Below are 17,503 nucleotides of genomic sequence, written 5' to 3'. Positions count from 1 at the left end.
AGCCTAACCTGATCAGAGTATGCGATCAGGACCGGGATCAACCGGCAAGCTGGCGGCTGCAAGATGGATGCCAGGATTTGCTTCCCGGAATGGGACACAGGAACTGTGCTCGGAGAATTCGCTCAACGCTCGGTTATCGTGAACGCTTGGAGGTTTTGTCGTGATCCTGATCAGCGTCGGCGATGATCGAAAAGAGCGCCGCGCGGGCGATGTTTTTCTTTGACGCGTTCGGGTGCTTTTTCCGCGCCGCCCTGATCAATTGCTTGGGGGTCATCGCTGGCGTCACAACACGCGTGAGCGTGTCGGCAATCGCCTGCCTCTTGGCCGCTTTCACGATGTGAACTCCTCTACTTCCGCACGATCCACTCCAACAACTCGGGATCGACGTTCGAGCTACCGGTGAAGTCTCTGATCAATCGCGCGGCGCAGTCCCGCCATCGATCTTCGGGGATTTCGTCTTCGAGCACCGCTTTGTGAAAGGTGCTCTTTAGGATTTCCCCATCAAAGGCCAACACCTTGGCTTTCAGCCTCCTGCCTCAAGGGCGGAAGCGCTGTCATCTTCCGAGCGCCCGCAATGCCCTCAATTCAATACGGACGGCTTGGGAATTATACGCTCACTTGCGCATTTCGCGAGTCACACGAATTTGATCGCCGGGCCGGCCGTGCGGGTCCATTCAGGTAAGGACGAAGCCGGCCAAAAGGACCGTCAGGATAAGTGAGAGGGGTACAGCAAGAAGCCAACGAGCTTCCAAAATGCTGTTGTGCTGATTGTCCATTAACTCGTGCCTCGTTCCACAAATCAATGGCGTGCACGCCTGACAGGTTCCCGATGGACTTGCTGGAGAGGTTAACAGCGCGTTTCCGCCAGGCCGGTAAGAAGCCCCGCGCCACTTTGCCGGTGAGCGCGGGCCGATCGGAGGCCCGATCTTCGGCAAACATCGGAGGGCGATGCCTGCCGCTCAGGCAGAATAGTTAGAAATCGCTAGTCTTCAACTTGGATGATTGGACTATCGCGCTTAAGAGCCTCGCCAGCGCGCGTTTCGGCTGGCCGCTGTCCTACACCGCCGAACCGCCCCGCGCGTCCTGGCGAGTCCTTGTGCCGGCGCTGCGACAGTGATTTGCTGCCTCCCGTCATGAAGGAGAGGAGCCATGCCGGAGGTCGTAATGAAAGCGCCTGTTTTGGAGGTAGTTCTGGCGTCGGCAGTTGACGAATCTGCGGGCACGATTTCGGTGACTTTTGGCTCCGTTGACAAAAAGAAATTCCAACTCGATTTCTCTCCCAGATGTGTGCCGCTGGCGATCGCTGCCCTTGCGGCCGAGATGGGAAAACTGGTTGCTAAGCTCCCGGCAGATGAGACGCCAATCCTGCAGGGCATCCGTGGGACCGGGACGCAGTTGGCGATGAAAGACGACGGCACCGTCACCATTCTGTTGAGATTGGAAACCGGCGCTGAACTGCCACTCGAATTCCAGGCAAAGGACCTTGTCAGACTGCGCGAACAGATCGACGAGGCTGCGAAGTTGGCGGACCCGAAGACTCGTCACTAAAGGTCCCGGAGCGCGCTTCCGGCAGCGTGACATGATCGGCATGGCCGCTTGCCTGCTGATGGCCGGCTTTGGCGCCTACTTGTTGTTTCGCTAAATGGCCCGCTGCCGGGAAAAGCAGCGGGCCTATCTTCAAGGCTTGGCCGGAAAGGGTGTGGGGCGAAAGGGTATCCGGCCAGCATTTTTAACGAGGGAGGTGAACATTTGTTCCCGCGTCATTCGAATATATTAGCAACCTCTTGAATAAGCCCGCGCTCGCTCCAGAAATCTTCCGCATGGCGACGGGAAAAATTGGCGTTGGAGATCGGGTGGCGGTAACCGTGACCGTGCGCTGGCGGATCAATCAAAGTCATGTCAGCGTTGCCATCCCCGGCTACAACTTTCCCTATTCGATCCGCGATTCGTCGAAAATGAGAATGCGCGGCCAGCAGGTCGAGCTTACCGGTGAGGTCACACGCATCGATAACGAGACTGTTACAATCGCCCTAGGTCCGCTTGTGACCGTCGCACTCGACAAGGTCAGGCTGGTGGAAACATACCGGTCGCCAAAGCGTAGGACGCGGCTGCGTCCGACTAGTTGCCCTTAGACTTCCCGTAGGCATTCGGTCTGGTGTCTGGCGTATAGATCACCGCGACTCGCTTGCTGCCGCACTTGGCGCATTTCAGCTTCGGAATGAGGTCATCGGCCATCCCCCCGAGCGATTTAGGCCCTCAGTCGTAGTTGAGCGATTTCTAATGTGCCTATAACTTAGGCATCGCGGGAGAATGGTTGCCACCACCGACCGGTGCAGTACCCCGAAGTGATACCCCGCTGCACCGGTCGTTGCCTACGGCGACGGTCGCGCGACGGTATAGACTCCTGTATGCTTTAGCGGAAAGCATAGGAGGCGTCATGACCAAGCTGACAAGCGCCGCAGAAATGGCCCGGTCGGTGGGCGTTGATCCGAAAGCGTTTCGACGGGCTTTGGGAGACGCGCAGTTCCCCTGGCAGCACCAGCTTAACGGTGATTGGGACGTGGAACTCGATAGCCCAGAGCATTCATCAATGCGGACCGTGCTAGTAACCCTCCTAAAGAAGCGGAAGAAGCCCTAAAACCGAACCGGACGTAAAGGTCAGCAGCGGCCCGCCTGTAGATTGCTTCGACATGGCCTCAATCCGCCAATCCGCCTTCCCTGTGCTGCATCGCCTGGAGGATCACCTCAAACAGGCTGCCGACCTCCTCGCTGATCTCCTCGTGCGGGATGCCTTCACGCTCAGCGGCCTTGATGGCTTCCTCTGTCAAATAGATGATGGCCAACGGATCGTCGGTGATCGCGTTCGGCAGATGCTCTGCCATCCATTTGTCCAGGAAGTTGATGCCGTGGGTGCTCATCTCGCGACAAGCGCCGGCCGGGCATTAGGTTCCTTCGTCGCTGAAATCCTGTAGCGAGGCATGGCGCAGCTTCGGCTCGCCGCGAAGATATCTAACGCGGGCGGTGATGCCGGGATTCAGCCACTCCGCCTTCGATATGGCTTTCGGCAGCCCTGGTGGTGGCGCCCGTCCCTTGCGCACTCGGTGCCATAGACGCTCGCGCATCTCCTTGGTCAGGGCGACCGTGGCCGAGCCGGCATATTTCCCGCCGCGCGCCATAATGCCCTGCGGCGGCTTGCCAGGCTCCCGCCTGATGCCCAGCAGTTCGAAGTCGCCGACCTCTCCCAACACTTGGTCTTCACCCAAATGTCGGACGGACCGCTGGGGTACGGGCTGCCGCGTCGCTTCGACACCATGCCCTCCAGTCCCATCTTGTCGATGGCTGCATAGAACTCGGCGCCACCACCTTCGACGTGTTGGCTATATTGATGATGCCATCGGCAGGCTTCACGAGATCCCAAAGCATAGCCTTGCGCTCGATCGCCGGCAGCGACCGCAAATCCCAACCGTCAAGGTGCAGGATGTCGAAGGCCACAAAGGCGAGCAACTCCGCGTTCCAGGCCATGCGTGAGTGCATCTGATGGAAATTAGGCCTGCCGTCCGGATCAGGCGCTATCATTTTGCCATCGAGGATGAACGATTTGGCCGGCAGCTTTTCGGCCGCGCCGATCACTGGCCAAAAACGCTTCGACCAATCGTGCCCGTTCTTGGTGAAGGCACGAGCGCCGGCCCAGTCGAGGATGAGTTGGACGCGGAATCCGTCGAATTTGATTTCGTGCAGCCAGTCGTCGCTAACCGGCGGCTCGAGCACCAGGACCGGCTCGAGCGGCTTGATGAACTTCAGCCTGGCTTCGCCGGCCCCGTTACGCATCGGAACTCCCCGCAACTCGAATTTGATTCAATATCGCAGAGCTGTTTCCGTTCCATTAGCAGACACTTAATAAGCAAGGCGGAACAATCGCTGCCAGCCGCGGTTCTCTAACAGGAGGTAGCAGCGATGTCCGACGACAACACCAAACGAGATTTCCGCGACCGCGACCGGGTGTCGGGCGACAAGGAATATGAGGTCGCCGATTTCATCAGGAACCATGGCATCGACCAGCGCGACGCTAGAGCGCGAGGCGAAAGCGCTTGCAGGTTGGTGATGACACCAGAGCAGTCGCGGGCGGCACGGGCGCTATTGAACTGGTCTCAGGTGCGGCTCGCTGCCAAGTGCGGTTTTAGCGAGGGGACAATACGCGACTTCGAAAACGGGCTTAGGACCTTGCGTCCCGCGAAGCTGGCCGCCGTATGTGATGTGCTTGAATCAGCTGGTGTCGTGTTCACGGCCGCGGGACCGTCGCGGACTAACCTCTCGGAGGGTGAAGTCGGAATAATCGGCAGCAGCCAAATGTAGCGCCCTGCGTCATGTATGCCTGTTCCATCGGGAGAGTACCTTGGCACCCGCGAACAGTTTTTGGTCGTTGGCACCCGCCGTCTCGGGGACGTTGGTAAAAAGCCCGCTCCGGTGAGGGGCCGGAGCGGGCTCTATTGTCGGGTTGTGCGACCCGAGGCGGCGCGCAAAGATTTGTGCGCCACCAGCATCAAAATGTTGAGGCGGGCGGATTGTTCCAGCTGAAACCAGAAAGGCCCGCACCCATGGTAGGCATCGGGATCTAAAAGCCAGTGTGCGCGCGCATCGTCCCCCGCCGCAGCGCGACCGGGACAAGCAGCGTCTGATCGTCAATTAAGTCTTTAGGAGCCCGCGGCCTCCGCGGGCTCTCGCAAGATTGAGAGTAGTGTCTGCTCAGTTGGCGCCGCCGAGCTGTTTGGTCATCTTGCAGAAATTGTCGTGCTCCTTGGCAATGGCCTCGTCGCCGCATTCCTTCATCATCGCGGCGCGATCTTCTTCCTTCATCGCCATCCAGGCGGCCTTGAACTCGTCGGCCGACCTCATCGTTTTCATACCGGCATCGGTGAAGAAGGGCGACATTTTCGCCGGATCGTCGAGTGCCCCTGCAAGTGCCGCAGCGGTCATCATCGAAAGCGCCATCGCGCCCATGCATAGCATCTTGAGCTTCATAGAAAGTTCCTCCTGATTCACAAGTCGTTGCAGCAACGACCTGCTCAAAGAAGGTGCGAAGTGGTGAAAAGTTCCAACGTTTGGCATCGCGAGATTGCTGCCCTTTTCGCGCGTATCCCAGCAAACCGAGGCGGCGCCCTAGGAACTTACTAGTGCGCCACCAGCATCAAACCTTGAGCCGGCGCAGCCTGCGCCGGACACCGAGGAAGCGGCATCGCCTAGTTAAACCGCTAGAAATCGCGAATGTTCCGCTAGCGCGGCGCGCCCAGCGACAAGATATATGTAGCCGTTCGTCGTCATCCAGCGGGCGCGGGTGTTTTCCAGAGCGGGATCATGGACGAAACGGACCTATTGCTGGCCCTTTCTAAGCGCCGCATGGGCTTTAGGCCGCCACCGCAGTTGTTTAGCATTACCTAACGTAAAGAACGTCGCTTGCACGTTTCGGGAACGGAAGGAGGTCCATTCTATATCGCGTTATACCGGCTTATGATCTTGCCAGCCGGCGAACCATCTCTCCGTTTTCCGGTTAGGCCCGGCGGCCGAACCCCGCCCCCAGCAGCCCCGGCCGCTGGGCCGCTGGAAGCAGCTATCGGCAATTCAGTCGGTTCAGTGCTTGAAGGGCAAATTCCAGGGGTCATATAAGGCAGGCAATGAGATGGATGACGTGACAGGGGCCATCTCGATTTCAGAATCACTGACATAGTTTCGGCCCGAAATAGCAATCTGACCGTCAAGTCGCCGAGCTTCTCGCGCTTCACAAGCGTGGGCTTTTGGTAGCCCTTTTTCATTTGCGACGTCCCTGCTTTTGTTTGTAAGCCCGCCACCCATTTCGGGGCGGCGGGCCTTCAGCCGAAGCTCTTGGTTCAGTCGTAGACTTTGATGACCGTACGGGTGTCCGGATCCACGACGACTGTGCGGTTGTCGATCACAGTGTACCGGTATTTCACATTGGGAACTTCATGAAGCTCGACCGTATCGGGGAGAGCCGTTCCGATGTTGAGTTCCACACCAGGAAGCTTCACTGACGCCAGAGGCTGTTTCTTCACATATTCCCTAATGACCGTTTCCTGTTCCGGTTGGATGACCACAGTGTCGGCTGCGGCCGCACCAATGCCGGCAACCAGCAAAAACCCTGCAGCAGCTGCGGTAAGATGCCTTCTCATAGTTTTCTCCTGTGTTGGGCTGTGAGCCAAAACTTGGGCTGGTTACGTTAGCAAGAGGCCAGCCAAAAGGACGGTAAGGGCAAGCGAAGCGGGGACAGCAAGAAGCCATCCAGCCTCCATAACGCTGTTATCTCGATCGTCCATTTCCTTGCTCCTCATGCCGACTTCACTGGTGCACAACGAGGCCACAATGGGTTCGTTCCCCCGATGGGCCATGGTCCGATAGGGCGCCGGACCGAAGTCCAAGCATCAAAGGCAGAGGACCGATGGGGCAACCAAGGCGTTGACTACACATTGGTATCGGGCTGCCGAGCAAAGTCCCTTCATCGGCGGCAAACCTAGGTGCCCGCTACTGTTCTCGCGGCGGCGGGCACCTAATCATCCGGCTGACCTCGCAAACAGCCGGCAACGGGGGTCGCGTGTCGCTACGGCTGGACGTAGCTAGCCGGCTACTTCTTTTCACTTCCCTTTTAAGCCTATTGGTTTGGGGCCGCCGATAGTGCGAATGGTAAGATGAAGAACGCCGAATTCGACCGAACGTGCGCCCCGATCTGTCTCATAGCCCTTGGCCATGAGACCGCGTTGAAGCAACGCCCGCACTGCCTCAGCACGGTTCGGAAGTCTTTTCTCAAATCGCCAAGCATCCAGGACAGCGAGTTCCTCGGCATTGACCATGATCTGCAGACGATATGTTCGCTTGAGGGCATCCATTTTGTCAGCCCTCTCTCACTACCTCAATCCGTGAAGCCGTGATGAACTATGACGTCCAGGATCACCTCGTAGACGCTGCCGGTATCTTCCTCGATCTCGACGCTGCTAATTCCTACCGCCTTGGCATCGGCGAATAGCTGTTGCGTCAACTCGGCGACTGAAATCACCTCCGCGCCCACGGTCTCGGGGACGTTGTTGGCAATCCACTTGTGCAGGAAGTTGACGCCGCGGGTGCTCATCTCGCCATAAGCTGGCGAGTGGCATTAAGTTCCTTTCCTCCCGAAAATCCTGCAGCGACGCATGCCGCAGATCCTCCTCGCCGCGTAGGTCTTCACACGGCCTATCAGACCCGGCTTGACCCATTGTGTCGCCGGCCGCCTTATGCCCTTCGGCGGTGGCCCTACATGGTCCCGGACGCGCTCCCAGAGCCGTTTCCGCATTTCCCGGTTCAGGGTGATGAACGCAGATCCGACATAGCGGCCTGTGCCCCGCTCGGCCATCAGAGCGAAAGCTGGCTTGCCGGCCTCTCGCTCGACGCCGAGCAGTTCGTATTCGTCAATGCTGTAGCATTTCGCCTTTAGCCAGTTTGTGGATGGGCCGGATCGATACTTGCTCTCCTTCCGCTTCGAGACGACGCCTTCGAGGCCGGCCTGGTCGACGAGATGGAAAATCGCCTTGGCATCGCCCGGCAACGCCCGGCTGTATTGAATGCGCCCGCCTTCCGGGATCATTTCGGCTAGGATCTCGCGACGGTCTTCTAGAACCATGTCGCACAGATCGTGGCCATTAAGGTGCAGCAGATCGAAGGCGACGAAGTACAGATCATGCTGGCGCCGGGTGATCGCTTTCCGAAGTGCTGCGAAGTCGGAGATCCCCGCCTCGTTGGTGACGATGATCTCGCCGTCAATGATGGCGCTTTCCACCTCGAGCGAGGCCGCGGCGGCTGCGAGGTCACGGTATTTCGACGTCCAGTCCAGTCCGCGGCGGGTGAAGATGCGCACGCCGTCGATATCCCTGACGATCTGGGAACGGTAGCCATCGAACTTGACCTCGTGAATCCAGCCATCGCCCTCGGGCGGCTTCTCCACCAAGATCGGCATCAGCGGAGGGATGAACTTCAAACGCATGCACAGAGCTCACGGAACGCGATTCAAGGCGTGGCGCCTAACCTTAGTTCCGAAGCATTTTAGCAAAATTGAATATTCGAATGAACGGCCTATAATTTACCAGCCGGCAAACCTACCCCGTTCGCCCGCTAGGGAGGAAGTTATGGCAGACGTGAATCAGAACTCCGAGATCGTTCGGCGCGGTTATGCCGCGTTCAATACTGGCGACATGGACACGCTGGCGCTAATCATCGACGAGACCTGCACGTGGCATACTCCGGGCAAGAGTCCCGTGGCCGGAGACCATAAAGGCCACGAAGCAATCTTTGGCCAGTTCGGCCAGTTGGGCAGCGAAACCCACGGGACCTTCAAGGCCAAACTTTTGCACGTGACGGAGAGCGAGGACGGGCTCGTGGTGGGCGTCCATCAGAATACCGGGGAGCGCAACGGCAAACGGCTGGACGTGCTCTGTTGCATCGTCTTCGACATCAAGAACGGCAAGTTGATGGACGCCAGGGACCACTTCTACGACCTCTACGCCTGGGACAATTTCTGGGCATAAGCCTCGAAAGCGACCCAGAGCTGGCTAGTCCCGACGACGAGGTAGCCGGGCCGCCTGTTGACTCAGAGGCCCTGGCAAGCCCACCAGCGCGCGTTTCGGCTGGCCGCTGTCCTACGCCACCGAAGCGTCCCGCGCGCGTCCTGGCGACCTTGGGCGGTCAATTCCTGACCTTACCGGGATGCCCAGCCGCAGCCATCTGTCTGTTGAATGCAGCGGCCTCCTCAGCCGTATCGAACGGACGGGCGGTAGCCGACGTACCATCAGATGCGAGAATGACGGCGAGGAACGGGAAGTAGGCGGGCTATAGAAGTAGGGGGGCTATAGACCACGTATGAGAGCTGAGGGTTTTCATCGCTCACTGTCATCTTGGTTAGGGCGGATCAATCCGCCACGCCGGCCTCTTGATGAACGATCGCGTCGAGGATCACCTCATAGACGCTCCCAGTGTCTTCCTCGATCTCGACGCTGCCGATCCCGATCGCTTTGGCGTCTGCAAATAGCTTTTGGGTCAATTCAGCGACGGAGATGATGTCGGCGCCGACTGTCTCCGGGACGTTGTTGAAATCCACTTGTGCAGGAAGTCGACGCCGCGTGTGCTCACCCCTCAGCGCTCGTCGGCCCGAAACGCAACACCCTTAGGCACGGCATCGTTGGCAGGGAAATCAATGTCTGAAGGCCTGTAAGCCGGAGCGGGTTGTAGCGCGCTTTCAATATCGACCCAGGCTTTCGACCGCGTCATCATCTTCAATAAAGCGGGGTGCAAGCCATCGCCGCGCGCTGCGGCAATTTCATGCAATGATCTAAAGAGCAACATAGGGCGCGTCCGTTATCCATTGTAAGACCTGGAAAAAGCAACGGCGCGTTCGAACCGATGTTCCAGCAGAAAACAAAAAAAGCCCGCCCGGCCGCTGGGCCGCTGGTAGCTGTCATTCGTCGTTTGTGAGATAGTCCCGTGTCAGCCGTGTTTGAGGGACGGCAAATGCCACTGCGACGCTACAGCGGAGTATTCGAGCCCGCTGATCTGGATTTGCTCCAGCGAGTATTCGACCGACTGTGCGACGAGCGCCGCCTAGCCCAAAAAGACAAGGAACAGAGGGAAGACCTTGCCGAGGAAATCGTCAGCGCTTTCCGCAACGGGATCGTCGACGAAGCGGACCTATTGCAGGCGCTTTCTAAGCGCCGCAGGGCCTAGGCCCGTTTCGACCGCCGTTTTGTCACTCCTCGCGGAAATCCTGCAGCGAGGCATGGCGCAAGTCTTCCTCGCCGGGTAGGTGCTTCACACGGCCGATCAGCCCCGGCTTGACCCATTGCGTGGCCGGCCGCTTCATGCCCTTCGGCGGCGGCCCGGCATGCTCCTAGACGTGCTGCCAGAGGCGTTCGCGGATCGCGCGGCTTGAGTTGATGAAGGCCGATCCGACATAGCGCCCGGTGCCGCGCTCGGCCATGAGGGCAAAAGCTGGCTTGCCCGGTTCGCGCTCGACGCCGAGCAGATCGTATTCATCGATGCTGTAAGCCTTTGTCTTCAACCAGGCTGCAGCGCCTGACTGAATTGGATGCGACCGCCTTCCGGGATCATCTCGGCCAGGATCTCGCGGCGATCCTCCAGCGGCATATCTCGCAAGTCGAAGCCGTTTAGGTGGAGAAGATCGAAGGCGACGAAATAAATGGGCTGCTTACACCCAAGGAACGCGCGGAATTCAAGCGGCATCCGCAGGCTCCGACTTGGAGTCCCTGCGGTCCTCAAGCTCGGCCGCGTGCCACTCGAGGAAGAGGCTGTAGCCGACCGCCAACAGCGTTGGGCCTAGGAACACGCCAATGAAACCGAAGGCGAGAATGCCGCCGAGGAATCCAAAGAACCCGAGTACCACGGGCAAGCTGTTGGACTTGCTGAGGACATAAGGCCTGAGGACGTTGTCAATGCTGCTGACGAGGAGCAAGCCCCAAACCGCGACGAAGATACCCCACCAGACGGCTCCCTGGACAAATAGCCACAGCGCCACCGAGCCCCACACTAGTGGCGGACCCGCCGGCACGAACGACAGGACAAACGTAAGAAAGCCGAGCAATAGCGCCTGAGACACACCGGCGATCCAGAAACCAATGCCAGCCAATAGAGCCTGGACGAGTGCTGTGCCGATCAAGCCGTAAACAACGCCGTGCACGGTCGCGCCCACGACCGTGAGCAGGTGCCGAGCGCGCGACCCAGCGAATCGTTCGGCGCTCTCGCGCACGTACGCTGCCATCTGCCGGCCGTGACGGTAGAAGAAGAAGGCGATGAATACACTCAGACCGAGTTCGAGAAGGCCGATGCCGAGCACAGTCCCGCTGGCGACGGCCATTCCGGCGGCGGGTCCGATCAGCTTCTTGAGCTCAATCATGAAGGCGGGCGCGTTGTGGGCCAACCTTTCCCAATAGGCGGCGAGGCTCTCGCCAACCACCGGGAGCCCTGCCACCCAATACGGTGGCGCCGGGGGCCCCTGCTCGAGCATGCGGCCCGCCGCCGTGATCAGGTTGCTTACGCTGTCCGCCAGTGTGGCCACTACGAAGGCGAAGGGAGCGACCAGAACAAGGGCCACCGACAATGTCATCAGAGCAGCCGCCAGCCCTCTGTGGCCGCCCAGGGCCCGCTCGCACCACGTGTAGACGGGCCACGTGGAGTAGCATATGACCGCCGCCCACAACAGGGACGACAGGAAGGGCCAAAGCACAATGGCGCAACCAATCGACAGCAGCAGGAGGGCGCCGATCCCAAGGATCTGCTCAATTGGCTTGCCGAGGGGTATCATGACCAATCAGCCTCGAGTCGGACGGTGTATTGCCCGCGCATAGTCCGTGGCGGTTCCAGTTCACCTCGGCCCGTGGCCCATAACTAGGCAACAACGGAGCCGCCGACAGGGGTGCGGGTATACAGCTCCGCATAAAGTCTAGGAAAGACCTTGCCGAGCACCATTTCGCGAGGTGGACAGCATTGCACGCGATACCTAGTGGTCAGAATCTGACGTTTGGTACCGGATTCGGAAGTCCCTCAAGGTGGGGAGTGGCCGTTGCCATTTAGCCCGCTGGGGCGTGTCAGCCTTCGATCTGCCGACCGCTCAACGCGTTCAACTCTTCAGCCCTTTGGGGCGGGAATTCCGCGAAACGAGTCCAATCATCAGCGGTGTCGAACCACGGTATATGGTCCTTGAACCAAACATGCACGGTCCAGATATCCGCGACAGGAAGGGCTTCAGGCGCATCAAAACTGCCTACTAGCAAACTGGTTTCGTGCACTCGATGGAAGCCGATTGAGCTTCCGCAGACCGCACAAAAGCTACGCTCTACGTCCCTTGACGAACGATAACGGGTTGGCTCGGCGGCAAGCCATGTCACCGTACCGGCGGGGAAGCCGACCCACGTGCCGATCGGCGATCCGGTATGTTTGCGACACCTATTGCAGTGGCAATGACAGAGCCACAAAGGCTCGGCATTGGTTTTGTAGCGCACGTTGCCACATAAACAGCCTCCAGTGAGCGACATCCCGGTTCCTCCAGCCAAGTGCGCGCTTGTTCCTGCACGCATGCGCCAGACTCGCACGAGCACTCGCAAAGCGGAATCCCAAATCGGACTCTTATGTTAGGCGGTATCCACTAGCATTGAGGCAGCGGCCTCCTACTAAAATCGTGAAGCGCGCCCATTGGGGGCGAAGCTTACGCGCATGCGTAAAGAAAGGAACCTACCCGGCGGTCATTTTGGCAATGAGGCCATTTAGCGAAGCAATGTCCTTTACCGCGACCACGTCCAAGTCATCACGGCATTCTTCCATGCTCATCAGGCGGAATTTTCCATCCTGCCCTATCGATGAATAGCTGGCGACCAGCGTGTCGCGATATTGTGCCAGGAAGCCAATCGCTTGATCGATCAGTTCTTGTTTCATTGGGGCACTCCATCGAGATAGAACCGCTAGAAGTGCCTAACGTTCCTCTCCACCTTGCAGCCTTCTGATTTGCGGCGTCCGTCTGGACTGGCGCCGCTCCTGGTGACTTCGGGTGGCCGGTGAACGTGAGGTTCCGGTTCTCGATTTTGCCAAGGAGAATTTGCGTTGTCCCGCCTGTCGCCACGGCGCGACACCAAGTTTTGGGCGCCAAGGGCATCCAACGGGCGATGGCGTTACCTCAGTGTGCGCCGACAAAAAGAAATGCCCGCCATAGAACGGCGGGCCTCTGTTAAATCGGACGTCGGGAATTGGCAGCCTTATTGGCCAGTAAGAAAGATCGCTTCCTCGTCGTCCCGCTGCCTGCCCCCTAATGCGGCTGCTACACTGGCGATAAAGGCACCGACGACCAAAGATAATGCACCGAGCAGGGCAAAAGTCGCGCTGGCCTTCCTGGCGGTGTCGGCAGCTTGCTGAGCCTTGACCTTCGCGTCCTTCACTTTGGCGATCATGGTATCGACCCGCGCCTTGGCATCGGCTTGCGAAAGCCCGGTGCGAGCGGCCACAAGTTGCGCGAGATAGGCGCTGTCGTCGGCCGTGAATTCGCCCCCGTTCGCCGCGCTGGCGAGCAGGATGCGCGAAGCCTGCGCCGTTGCCGCCGCATCGCTATCGGTATTGGCGGCGGCAAGCTTGGTTGGGTCGGCAGGGCGAAACAGCGCATCCACGTAATAGGACGTGCTGTCGAATGCTCCACCATCCTTGGTCGCGGCGCCAGCCGAAGCGCCTGTCGCGGCCCCTGCGGCTACGGTCGAAACGGCCTGCACTCCAGTACTCAGTGCCGCGGAAAGCGCGGAACCGAGGACGCCCGCAACAAGAAGAGTAGCAAGCGCCCACGCCAGGAAACCGTGGGCCGTGTCGCGGAAGTAAGTTTCATCGGTATGAACCCCGACCCATTTGGTGCGGAGTCGACCGGTGAGATAGCCACCCACGCCTGATGAAAGCCATTGCACAATCACCAGCCAGACGGCGGTGGTCACCGCAAAGGTCGTGGCCGATGCGCCGGCGCCGGACCAGGGCGAGACCATGCTGAGACCAAGCCCGGAGCCCAGCAACATTAGGATGAATGTAAGCGTCGAAGCCGCGAATGCGCCCGCAACGATCGGCCCCCAGCTCACGGCTGAAGATGAGGATTCTGTTGGTGCAGAGTCCTCGGAAGTCACAAGTGTTGCCTGCATGTCAGCCCCCTACCGCGCAAACAGCATGATGAGAATGATGATCGGAATTGGGATACCGAGCAGCCAGAGCAAGATACCGCGACCCATGGAAACCTCCTGTTTGTTAGTAGTGACTGACTAACAATGTGGCGGGAGGGGTTCTGTTCCGTTGGCTCCGAAGCTGGCCTCCCAAGAGCCTGACCCGTCAGCTTTGTTCCGCAGCGAACGCAACGTTTGCGGCAACAGATTTGTGGAGACCGCTGCAACCAGATTTCAAACCGTGCATTTCAGTGGATGCTAAACGATCCAACCATGTGCTGTTTGTGCTGCGGAGCCCGCAATCACGGCTACGAGAATTGTCCGCGGTCGAGGCTAGGCAGACGGCCGCGGCCAGAGACGTCCACAGCTGCCGATCCGGTTGAGGGGAAACTGGATGATTTCAGGCGCCGGCAGCGAGGTTCCCGGTGAACCGGTTCCTCTTTCTCATCGCCGATTTTTTGGCGCGCCCTCCGGGGTTTTATTTCGTTTTGGCGGCCATGGTCCTTTGCACGTTGCTTGTCCCGTTCGGGCTGACGAACATCGTGACCTATGGCTTATCGGTCGCCGCAATCATCATAACCGGCGTAGTTCTGATCCAAGGCTATCGCGACACCTCGGCCATCCACGCCAAGCTCGATGAGATCATTGTTGCGCTTGAAGAGACCAGAAACGACGTCGTTGGCCTGGAACATGGCCAACCGCACGAAATCGACGAGAAGCTCGCTGAGATCGAGGCCGAGGCAAAGGCAGGCTAGCGGATTTGTCTGGTGCGCTGAAGGCAAGCGCTATCCTGCGTTTTCTCAGTGACCGTCCCTGGCTGACTAGCTAGGACCACTCCGAGAGAATAGTGTCCATCTCCACGGTCTCGACCTGCTGCGCAAACCGTTGATGATAGACCGTCAGGAGCGCGTCATGAGTGGCATCCGAAGTGCTGCACAGCGCGTCCGTCACCAGCACCACCCGGTAGCCGAAGTCGATCGCCCCCAGCACCGTCGCCAGCACACAGACGTCGGTCTCGCCGCCGGTGATCACCAGCGTGTCAATGCCATGCTGCGAGAGAAAACTCCTGAGCCCGCTCTCGAACCAGGGTGAATAGATGTGCTTGTCGATAACAGTTGCCGGAGGAGAATGCTGCATCAGAGAAGGCAGGAGTTGAATCATCTCCGGTTCGAGTTCCGACAAGGTCATCGAAGCCCACCGCTCATAATAGCGCTTCCACGTCCCCACCCCCTGACCCGGCCTCTGGGCAGGCAGGAAGCGGGTAAAAACGGTTTGCGCGGCGCGCCTTTCGACTAGCGCTTCTATCAAAGGAAGGACCCGGGCTATCCACGGCGTAGCCCAAGGCGACGGCTCTGCGAACAGACGCTGCATATCGACACAGAGATGGATGCAGCTGTCGCCCAGCGGGCCGTAGGTCAATCCATGCGCTGACATCAGGACCTCATCGATCCGGTCCCTTACCCGCGTCCACGGCTGAAATCGGGGACCACGCTGAGCTTGCCTTGCATGCGTTCGATCCGGTGAAGCGTTCCTATTTACCGACAACTATGGCAGGCCCACAGATCTCGACGTCGAAATATCACGAAGGTCTGCGCGTCCGCCGAAGAAGTTAGCGGGTTGAGGTCTCGCTTCCATCGTCCGCTGCTCTATTCGGGCACGTGCGGCGTATGTCGCTTGTCCTCAGCCGGGTCGGCATCGATGCGCGCCTTATCAGGATCGAATGCGCCGTGCTTGGCGATGGCCAAAGCGGCTGTTTCAGGCGTCTCATAGGCCCACATGAAATCATCCGCCGATGCGCCGACGGCATGAACGCGCCAGTAGCTGGCCGTGCCCCATGGGGAGTCTGTGGTTGTGTTCGTCTTCTCGAAGAGTTCGAAATAGATATCCTCGAACGGGATGTAGAAGACCGGATCTCGCCCATCTTCATGGAGCAACTTCGCCCGCCTGCTGGACGCGACGATGGCGTCTGAAAACCAGACCGTTAGCGTGCCGTCAAAGGGCACGATGGCAAGGGTGGCGGGAGGAGGTGCGGAACTTGCGGCAGAGGTTTGCATTCTCGTACTCCTTGACTGCAGGTTTCTCGGAAACGTCGAGCAGCGACGGCAGTTCCGGCTGGGGGCGCAATTGGCGCAAACCTTTTCGAAAGGATTGTCGGATGATCGACACTTGACCGGAAATAACTCCGGTAGATGGAGGGTATCGTGCCACCGCGTCGGCGGCCTCCCTTCAAACCTTCTTCCATTTTTGTAGAAGCGGGCCTTTGCTCCCATAGACGGGATCCTTGCCTGGACGGTCAACCTGGGGGATCGTCAGCAGCGCGCCTTTATGCTGCTCGGCAGTCGTGCATTCGTCATATGTGCCGAAGGGTGGATATGCGCCGACGACCAGAAAGTCGCTGGATGCGGTAATGCATTGGTGACCTGTGCCGGCCGGAAGAACCGTGACGTCGCCGGCCTTCAGGGAAAGCGTTCGCCCCTTGTTTCCGCCAAAGCGGACCTTGGCCGTCCCGCGTGCGACGCCGAGCACCTCGTGTATCCGCGAATGATAGTGAACGTATTCGTAGATGCCATTGCGCCAGCTATCACCCCAGCCATTTGCGTTAAAAAGCCCTTCCATCACGGCCGCGGAATCGAATGCTTCGGGCAGTTTCACGGCGCCTCGGTAGACGACAAGCGACCAAAACGGATGGTTGGGCACCAACCCATCGCCTTTGAAGTGGAACTCATCCGGTTTTCGCAGCCTTACAAGATCGATGACCTCTTGCCTCCCTGGGCTTGCGACACCGGTGACCTCCTCGACAGCTTTCTTCACACTCTGCAGGAAGCTCATGACGCAGCCTTTGTGTCGTGCCAGATATTCAAACTTATCTCAAAGCTTCACCGCCGGTTCTCTTGCCCAGAGCCGTAGCTTCCGACAGGATTGCACGAAGGCGTCTACTCCCTCGGCCCCGTCGAGCGGTATCAGCCCCTCGTCCGCATCAACTGAAACGCCGGCTTTGACGAAGAGCGGGAAGGCCGAAGGCACAAACGCTATGAACTTGAGATGCGCGAAAGCGTCCGCGACGAAATCTCGCGCTGCCGCCTCTTGAGTGAGCCGGTCCGCTCCCTCTTCCGACAGCAGGACAGCCACGGCATCGAACAGGACTGAGGGTCCTCCGTCGATCATGTGCCGGGCCTCGATCCAGCTTCCATCTGCGGCCTCGACGCCACCGACCTTTGGGGCAACCACCTCCATCGTTGCGCCTTCTGTCTCGATCGCAGATTGCAGCTTCTTCAGCAGCGCTGCATCGGTGCCCTCGCTGACCAGCACGCCGACCTTGCGCCCCTCGAAGCTATCCGGTCCATTCTCGATGATGCTGAGCGCTGGCGACGGTTCGAGATCGCCTCTTGGCGCGACAGCAGCATCCGCCGGATACGGCAATTTCTTGATGCCGAGCTTGTCCGCGACGGTGACAGCCAAACCTTCATCGATGTTGAGGAGATGCGCGACCATCCGCTCGCGGATGACCGGGGTCTCCACCTTGCTCAACTCGAAGGTCAATGCCATAGCGATATGGCGCTGCTCGGGCGGCGTCTGGCTGTTGAAGAATTGGCGCGCCTGGCTGTAGTGGTCGGCAAAGCTTTCCGCGCGCAGCCGGACCTTCTGTCCGTCCTCAGCATCAGCGAACGACCGAAACCCGCGCTGCGGCGACTCCCTTGGACCTTCGCCGAACGAATTCGGCTGGTAGTTCACCCGTCCGACTGGATTGCGCATGGCCATGTGGCCATCCTGCTGGAAAT

General features: G+C 59.1%; 26 protein-coding genes and 2 pseudogenes. 7 read left to right on the top strand and 21 right to left on the bottom strand.

Annotated elements, in window-relative coordinates:
- Positions 1-133 precede the first annotated feature (133 nt).
- A complete protein-coding gene (locus tag DH08_RS00870; protein ID WP_210328492.1) occupies positions 134-334 on the bottom strand; it encodes a hypothetical protein in 201 nt (66 codons plus the stop codon).
- An 815-nt stretch (positions 335-1,149) separates the two neighbouring features.
- On the opposite strand from DH08_RS00870, the gene DH08_RS00865 reads away from it, so the two are divergent.
- The 3 genes from DH08_RS00865 (at position 1,150) to DH08_RS00855 (ending at position 2,638) form a co-directional block, all read left to right on the top strand.
- Positions 1,150-1,548 (top strand): hypothetical protein, encoded by a 399-nt coding sequence (locus DH08_RS00865; protein ID WP_192177453.1) that lies wholly within the window; start codon positions 1,150-1,152, stop codon positions 1,546-1,548.
- A gap of 272 nt (positions 1,549-1,820) precedes the next feature.
- On the top strand, positions 1,821-2,132 hold the full coding sequence (locus DH08_RS00860) for a hypothetical protein (RefSeq protein WP_192177452.1): 312 nt from the start codon (positions 1,821-1,823) through the stop codon (positions 2,130-2,132).
- Between the two features lie 305 nt (positions 2,133-2,437).
- On the top strand, positions 2,438-2,638 hold the full coding sequence (locus tag DH08_RS00855; protein WP_192177451.1) for a hypothetical protein: 201 nt from the start codon (positions 2,438-2,440) through the stop codon (positions 2,636-2,638).
- Between the two features lie 58 nt (positions 2,639-2,696).
- On the opposite strand, the gene DH08_RS00850 is transcribed toward DH08_RS00855, so the two are convergent.
- Genes DH08_RS00850 through DH08_RS36000 form a run of 3 tightly spaced genes read right to left on the bottom strand, consistent with a single transcriptional unit; the run spans position 2,697 to position 3,828 of the window.
- Positions 2,697-2,918, bottom strand: coding sequence for a DUF768 domain-containing protein (locus DH08_RS00850; RefSeq protein ID WP_192177450.1), 222 nt, complete (start codon positions 2,916-2,918; stop codon positions 2,697-2,699).
- A 24-nt stretch (positions 2,919-2,942) separates the two neighbouring features.
- Complete coding sequence (locus DH08_RS36005; RefSeq protein WP_246800642.1) at positions 2,943-3,248, bottom strand: hypothetical protein; 306 nt, start codon at positions 3,246-3,248, stop codon at positions 2,943-2,945.
- A 7-nt stretch (positions 3,249-3,255) separates the two neighbouring features.
- Complete coding sequence (locus tag DH08_RS36000; protein ID WP_246800641.1) at positions 3,256-3,828, bottom strand: ATP-dependent DNA ligase; 573 nt, start codon at positions 3,826-3,828, stop codon at positions 3,256-3,258.
- A 126-nt stretch (positions 3,829-3,954) separates the two neighbouring features.
- Here DH08_RS36000 and DH08_RS37035 point away from each other — a divergent pair, with 126 nt between their 5' ends.
- Positions 3,955-4,353, top strand: a complete 399-nt coding sequence (locus tag DH08_RS37035) for a helix-turn-helix domain-containing protein (RefSeq protein WP_345892326.1) — start codon at positions 3,955-3,957, stop codon at positions 4,351-4,353.
- Positions 4,354-4,743: 390 nt separating this feature from the next.
- On the opposite strand, the gene DH08_RS00835 is transcribed toward DH08_RS37035, so the two are convergent.
- The 5 genes and pseudogenes from DH08_RS00835 to DH08_RS00815 form a co-directional block, all read right to left on the bottom strand.
- A complete protein-coding gene (locus tag DH08_RS00835) occupies positions 4,744-5,019 on the bottom strand; it encodes a hypothetical protein (RefSeq protein ID WP_192177449.1) in 276 nt (91 codons plus the stop codon).
- A gap of 863 nt (positions 5,020-5,882) precedes the next feature.
- Complete coding sequence (locus DH08_RS00830; RefSeq protein ID WP_192177448.1) at positions 5,883-6,182, bottom strand: DUF1236 domain-containing protein; 300 nt, start codon at positions 6,180-6,182, stop codon at positions 5,883-5,885.
- Between the two features lie 459 nt (positions 6,183-6,641).
- Positions 6,642-6,893, bottom strand: coding sequence for a hypothetical protein (locus DH08_RS00825; RefSeq protein ID WP_192177447.1), 252 nt, complete (start codon positions 6,891-6,893; stop codon positions 6,642-6,644).
- Between the two features lie 23 nt (positions 6,894-6,916).
- On the bottom strand, positions 6,917-7,132 hold the full coding sequence (locus DH08_RS00820; RefSeq protein WP_192177446.1) for a DUF768 domain-containing protein: 216 nt from the start codon (positions 7,130-7,132) through the stop codon (positions 6,917-6,919).
- Between the two features lie 34 nt (positions 7,133-7,166).
- Positions 7,167-8,020: pseudogene (locus DH08_RS00815) on the bottom strand (ATP-dependent DNA ligase); the annotation flags it as partial.
- Between the two features lie 142 nt (positions 8,021-8,162).
- On the opposite strand from DH08_RS00815, the gene DH08_RS00810 reads away from it, so the two are divergent.
- The gene (locus tag DH08_RS00810) at positions 8,163-8,561 is read left to right on the top strand and encodes a nuclear transport factor 2 family protein (RefSeq protein WP_192177445.1); all 399 of its coding nucleotides are present in this window, start codon (positions 8,163-8,165) and stop codon (positions 8,559-8,561) included.
- A gap of 380 nt (positions 8,562-8,941) precedes the next feature.
- Here DH08_RS00810 and DH08_RS00805 read toward each other — a convergent pair.
- Both DH08_RS00805 and DH08_RS00800 read right to left on the bottom strand, forming a co-directional pair.
- A pseudogene (locus DH08_RS00805) lies at positions 8,942-9,162 on the bottom strand (DUF768 domain-containing protein).
- A gap of 3 nt (positions 9,163-9,165) precedes the next feature.
- Positions 9,166-9,375: a hypothetical protein gene (locus DH08_RS00800; RefSeq protein WP_192177444.1), complete on the bottom strand. Its 210-nt coding sequence runs from the start codon at positions 9,373-9,375 to the stop codon at positions 9,166-9,168.
- Positions 9,376-9,540: 165 nt separating this feature from the next.
- Here DH08_RS00800 and DH08_RS00795 point away from each other — a divergent pair, with 165 nt between their 5' ends.
- Positions 9,541-9,753: an RNA-binding protein gene (locus DH08_RS00795; protein WP_192177443.1), complete on the top strand. Its 213-nt coding sequence runs from the start codon at positions 9,541-9,543 to the stop codon at positions 9,751-9,753.
- A gap of 163 nt (positions 9,754-9,916) precedes the next feature.
- Here DH08_RS00795 and DH08_RS35995 read toward each other — a convergent pair whose 3' ends face one another.
- The 6 genes from DH08_RS35995 to DH08_RS00770 all read right to left on the bottom strand — a co-directional run bounded on the left by DH08_RS35995 (position 9,917) and on the right by DH08_RS00770 (position 13,706).
- The gene (locus tag DH08_RS35995) at positions 9,917-10,087 is read right to left on the bottom strand and encodes a hypothetical protein (RefSeq protein ID WP_246800640.1); all 171 of its coding nucleotides are present in this window, start codon (positions 10,085-10,087) and stop codon (positions 9,917-9,919) included.
- Positions 10,084-10,269: an ATP-dependent DNA ligase gene (locus tag DH08_RS35990; RefSeq protein WP_246800639.1), complete on the bottom strand. Its 186-nt coding sequence runs from the start codon at positions 10,267-10,269 to the stop codon at positions 10,084-10,086. Before DH08_RS35990 ends, DH08_RS35995 begins: the two co-directional genes overlap by 4 nt.
- Positions 10,259-11,347 (bottom strand): AI-2E family transporter, encoded by a 1,089-nt coding sequence (locus DH08_RS00785; RefSeq protein ID WP_192177442.1) that lies wholly within the window; start codon positions 11,345-11,347, stop codon positions 10,259-10,261. The genes DH08_RS35990 and DH08_RS00785 overlap by 11 nt, the downstream gene beginning before the upstream one ends.
- 283 nt (positions 11,348-11,630) lie before the next feature.
- Positions 11,631-12,077: a GFA family protein gene (locus DH08_RS00780; RefSeq protein WP_192177441.1), complete on the bottom strand. Its 447-nt coding sequence runs from the start codon at positions 12,075-12,077 to the stop codon at positions 11,631-11,633.
- Positions 12,078-12,273: 196 nt separating this feature from the next.
- Positions 12,274-12,474, bottom strand: a complete 201-nt coding sequence (locus tag DH08_RS00775; protein ID WP_192177440.1) for a hypothetical protein — start codon at positions 12,472-12,474, stop codon at positions 12,274-12,276.
- A 317-nt stretch (positions 12,475-12,791) separates the two neighbouring features.
- Positions 12,792-13,706 carry a hypothetical protein gene (locus DH08_RS00770; RefSeq protein ID WP_192177439.1) on the bottom strand — a complete coding sequence of 305 codons (915 nt, stop codon included), beginning with the start codon at positions 13,704-13,706 and terminating at the stop codon, positions 12,792-12,794.
- Positions 13,707-14,149: 443 nt separating this feature from the next.
- On the opposite strand from DH08_RS00770, the gene DH08_RS00765 reads away from it, so the two are divergent.
- Positions 14,150-14,479 (top strand): low affinity iron permease family protein, encoded by a 330-nt coding sequence (locus DH08_RS00765; protein WP_192177438.1) that lies wholly within the window; start codon positions 14,150-14,152, stop codon positions 14,477-14,479.
- 70 nt (positions 14,480-14,549) lie between these two features.
- Here the strand turns inward: DH08_RS00765 and DH08_RS00760 are convergent, their stop codons facing one another.
- The 4 genes from DH08_RS00760 to DH08_RS00745 form a co-directional block, all read right to left on the bottom strand.
- Complete coding sequence (locus DH08_RS00760; protein WP_192177437.1) at positions 14,550-15,158, bottom strand: cysteine hydrolase family protein; 609 nt, start codon at positions 15,156-15,158, stop codon at positions 14,550-14,552.
- 212 nt (positions 15,159-15,370) lie between these two features.
- Positions 15,371-15,778: a DUF427 domain-containing protein gene (locus tag DH08_RS00755; protein ID WP_192177436.1), complete on the bottom strand. Its 408-nt coding sequence runs from the start codon at positions 15,776-15,778 to the stop codon at positions 15,371-15,373.
- Positions 15,779-15,950: 172 nt separating this feature from the next.
- The gene (locus tag DH08_RS00750; protein ID WP_192177435.1) at positions 15,951-16,553 is read right to left on the bottom strand and encodes a cupin domain-containing protein; all 603 of its coding nucleotides are present in this window, start codon (positions 16,551-16,553) and stop codon (positions 15,951-15,953) included.
- A gap of 39 nt (positions 16,554-16,592) precedes the next feature.
- Positions 16,593-17,503, bottom strand: a 911-nt coding sequence (locus DH08_RS00745) for a catalase-related domain-containing protein (protein ID WP_282595002.1), incomplete at its 5' end; no start/stop codon positions are given.

It is taken from the genome of Mesorhizobium amorphae (assembly GCF_014843845.1).
GTDB lineage: Bacteria > Pseudomonadota > Alphaproteobacteria > Rhizobiales > Rhizobiaceae > Mesorhizobium > Mesorhizobium amorphae_A.
This window is presented reverse-complemented; position numbering and strand designations above follow the sequence as displayed.

Bases quoted from the DNA above. Each gene is read 5' to 3' on its own strand.
- DH08_RS00855 (WP_192177451.1), top strand. From the start codon at position 2,438: ATGACCAAGCTGACAAGCGCCGCAGAAATGGCCCGGTCGGTGGGCGTT.
- DH08_RS00760 (WP_192177437.1), bottom strand. From the start codon at position 15,158: ATGTCAGCGCATGGATTGACCTACGGCCCGCTGGGCGACAGCTGCATC.
- DH08_RS00780 (WP_192177441.1), bottom strand. From the start codon at position 12,077: ATGTCGCTCACTGGAGGCTGTTTATGTGGCAACGTGCGCTACAAAACC.
- DH08_RS00750 (WP_192177435.1), bottom strand. From the start codon at position 16,553: ATGAGCTTCCTGCAGAGTGTGAAGAAAGCTGTCGAGGAGGTCACCGGT.
- DH08_RS00800 (WP_192177444.1), bottom strand. From the start codon at position 9,375: ATGTTGCTCTTTAGATCATTGCATGAAATTGCCGCAGCGCGCGGCGAT.
- DH08_RS00820 (WP_192177446.1), bottom strand. From the start codon at position 7,132: ATGAGCACCCGCGGCGTCAACTTCCTGCACAAGTGGATTGCCAACAAC.
- DH08_RS00860 (WP_192177452.1), top strand. From the start codon at position 1,821: ATGGCGACGGGAAAAATTGGCGTTGGAGATCGGGTGGCGGTAACCGTG.
- DH08_RS00810 (WP_192177445.1), top strand. From the start codon at position 8,163: ATGGCAGACGTGAATCAGAACTCCGAGATCGTTCGGCGCGGTTATGCC.
- DH08_RS00785 (WP_192177442.1), bottom strand. From the start codon at position 11,347: ATGATACCCCTCGGCAAGCCAATTGAGCAGATCCTTGGGATCGGCGCC.
- DH08_RS00830 (WP_192177448.1), bottom strand. From the start codon at position 6,182: ATGAGAAGGCATCTTACCGCAGCTGCTGCAGGGTTTTTGCTGGTTGCC.
- DH08_RS00775 (WP_192177440.1), bottom strand. From the start codon at position 12,474: ATGAAACAAGAACTGATCGATCAAGCGATTGGCTTCCTGGCACAATAT.
- DH08_RS00850 (WP_192177450.1), bottom strand. From the start codon at position 2,918: ATGAGCACCCACGGCATCAACTTCCTGGACAAATGGATGGCAGAGCAT.
- DH08_RS35990 (WP_246800639.1), bottom strand. From the start codon at position 10,269: ATGCCGCTTGAATTCCGCGCGTTCCTTGGGTGTAAGCAGCCCATTTAT.
- DH08_RS36000 (WP_246800641.1), bottom strand. From the start codon at position 3,828: ATGCGTAACGGGGCCGGCGAAGCCAGGCTGAAGTTCATCAAGCCGCTC.
- DH08_RS00865 (WP_192177453.1), top strand. From the start codon at position 1,150: ATGCCGGAGGTCGTAATGAAAGCGCCTGTTTTGGAGGTAGTTCTGGCG.
- DH08_RS00825 (WP_192177447.1), bottom strand. From the start codon at position 6,893: ATGGATGCCCTCAAGCGAACATATCGTCTGCAGATCATGGTCAATGCC.
- DH08_RS00770 (WP_192177439.1), bottom strand. From the start codon at position 13,706: ATGCAGGCAACACTTGTGACTTCCGAGGACTCTGCACCAACAGAATCC.
- DH08_RS00795 (WP_192177443.1), top strand. From the start codon at position 9,541: ATGCCACTGCGACGCTACAGCGGAGTATTCGAGCCCGCTGATCTGGAT.
- DH08_RS00755 (WP_192177436.1), bottom strand. From the start codon at position 15,778: ATGCAAACCTCTGCCGCAAGTTCCGCACCTCCTCCCGCCACCCTTGCC.
- DH08_RS00835 (WP_192177449.1), bottom strand. From the start codon at position 5,019: ATGAAGCTCAAGATGCTATGCATGGGCGCGATGGCGCTTTCGATGATG.
- DH08_RS37035 (WP_345892326.1), top strand. From the start codon at position 3,955: ATGTCCGACGACAACACCAAACGAGATTTCCGCGACCGCGACCGGGTG.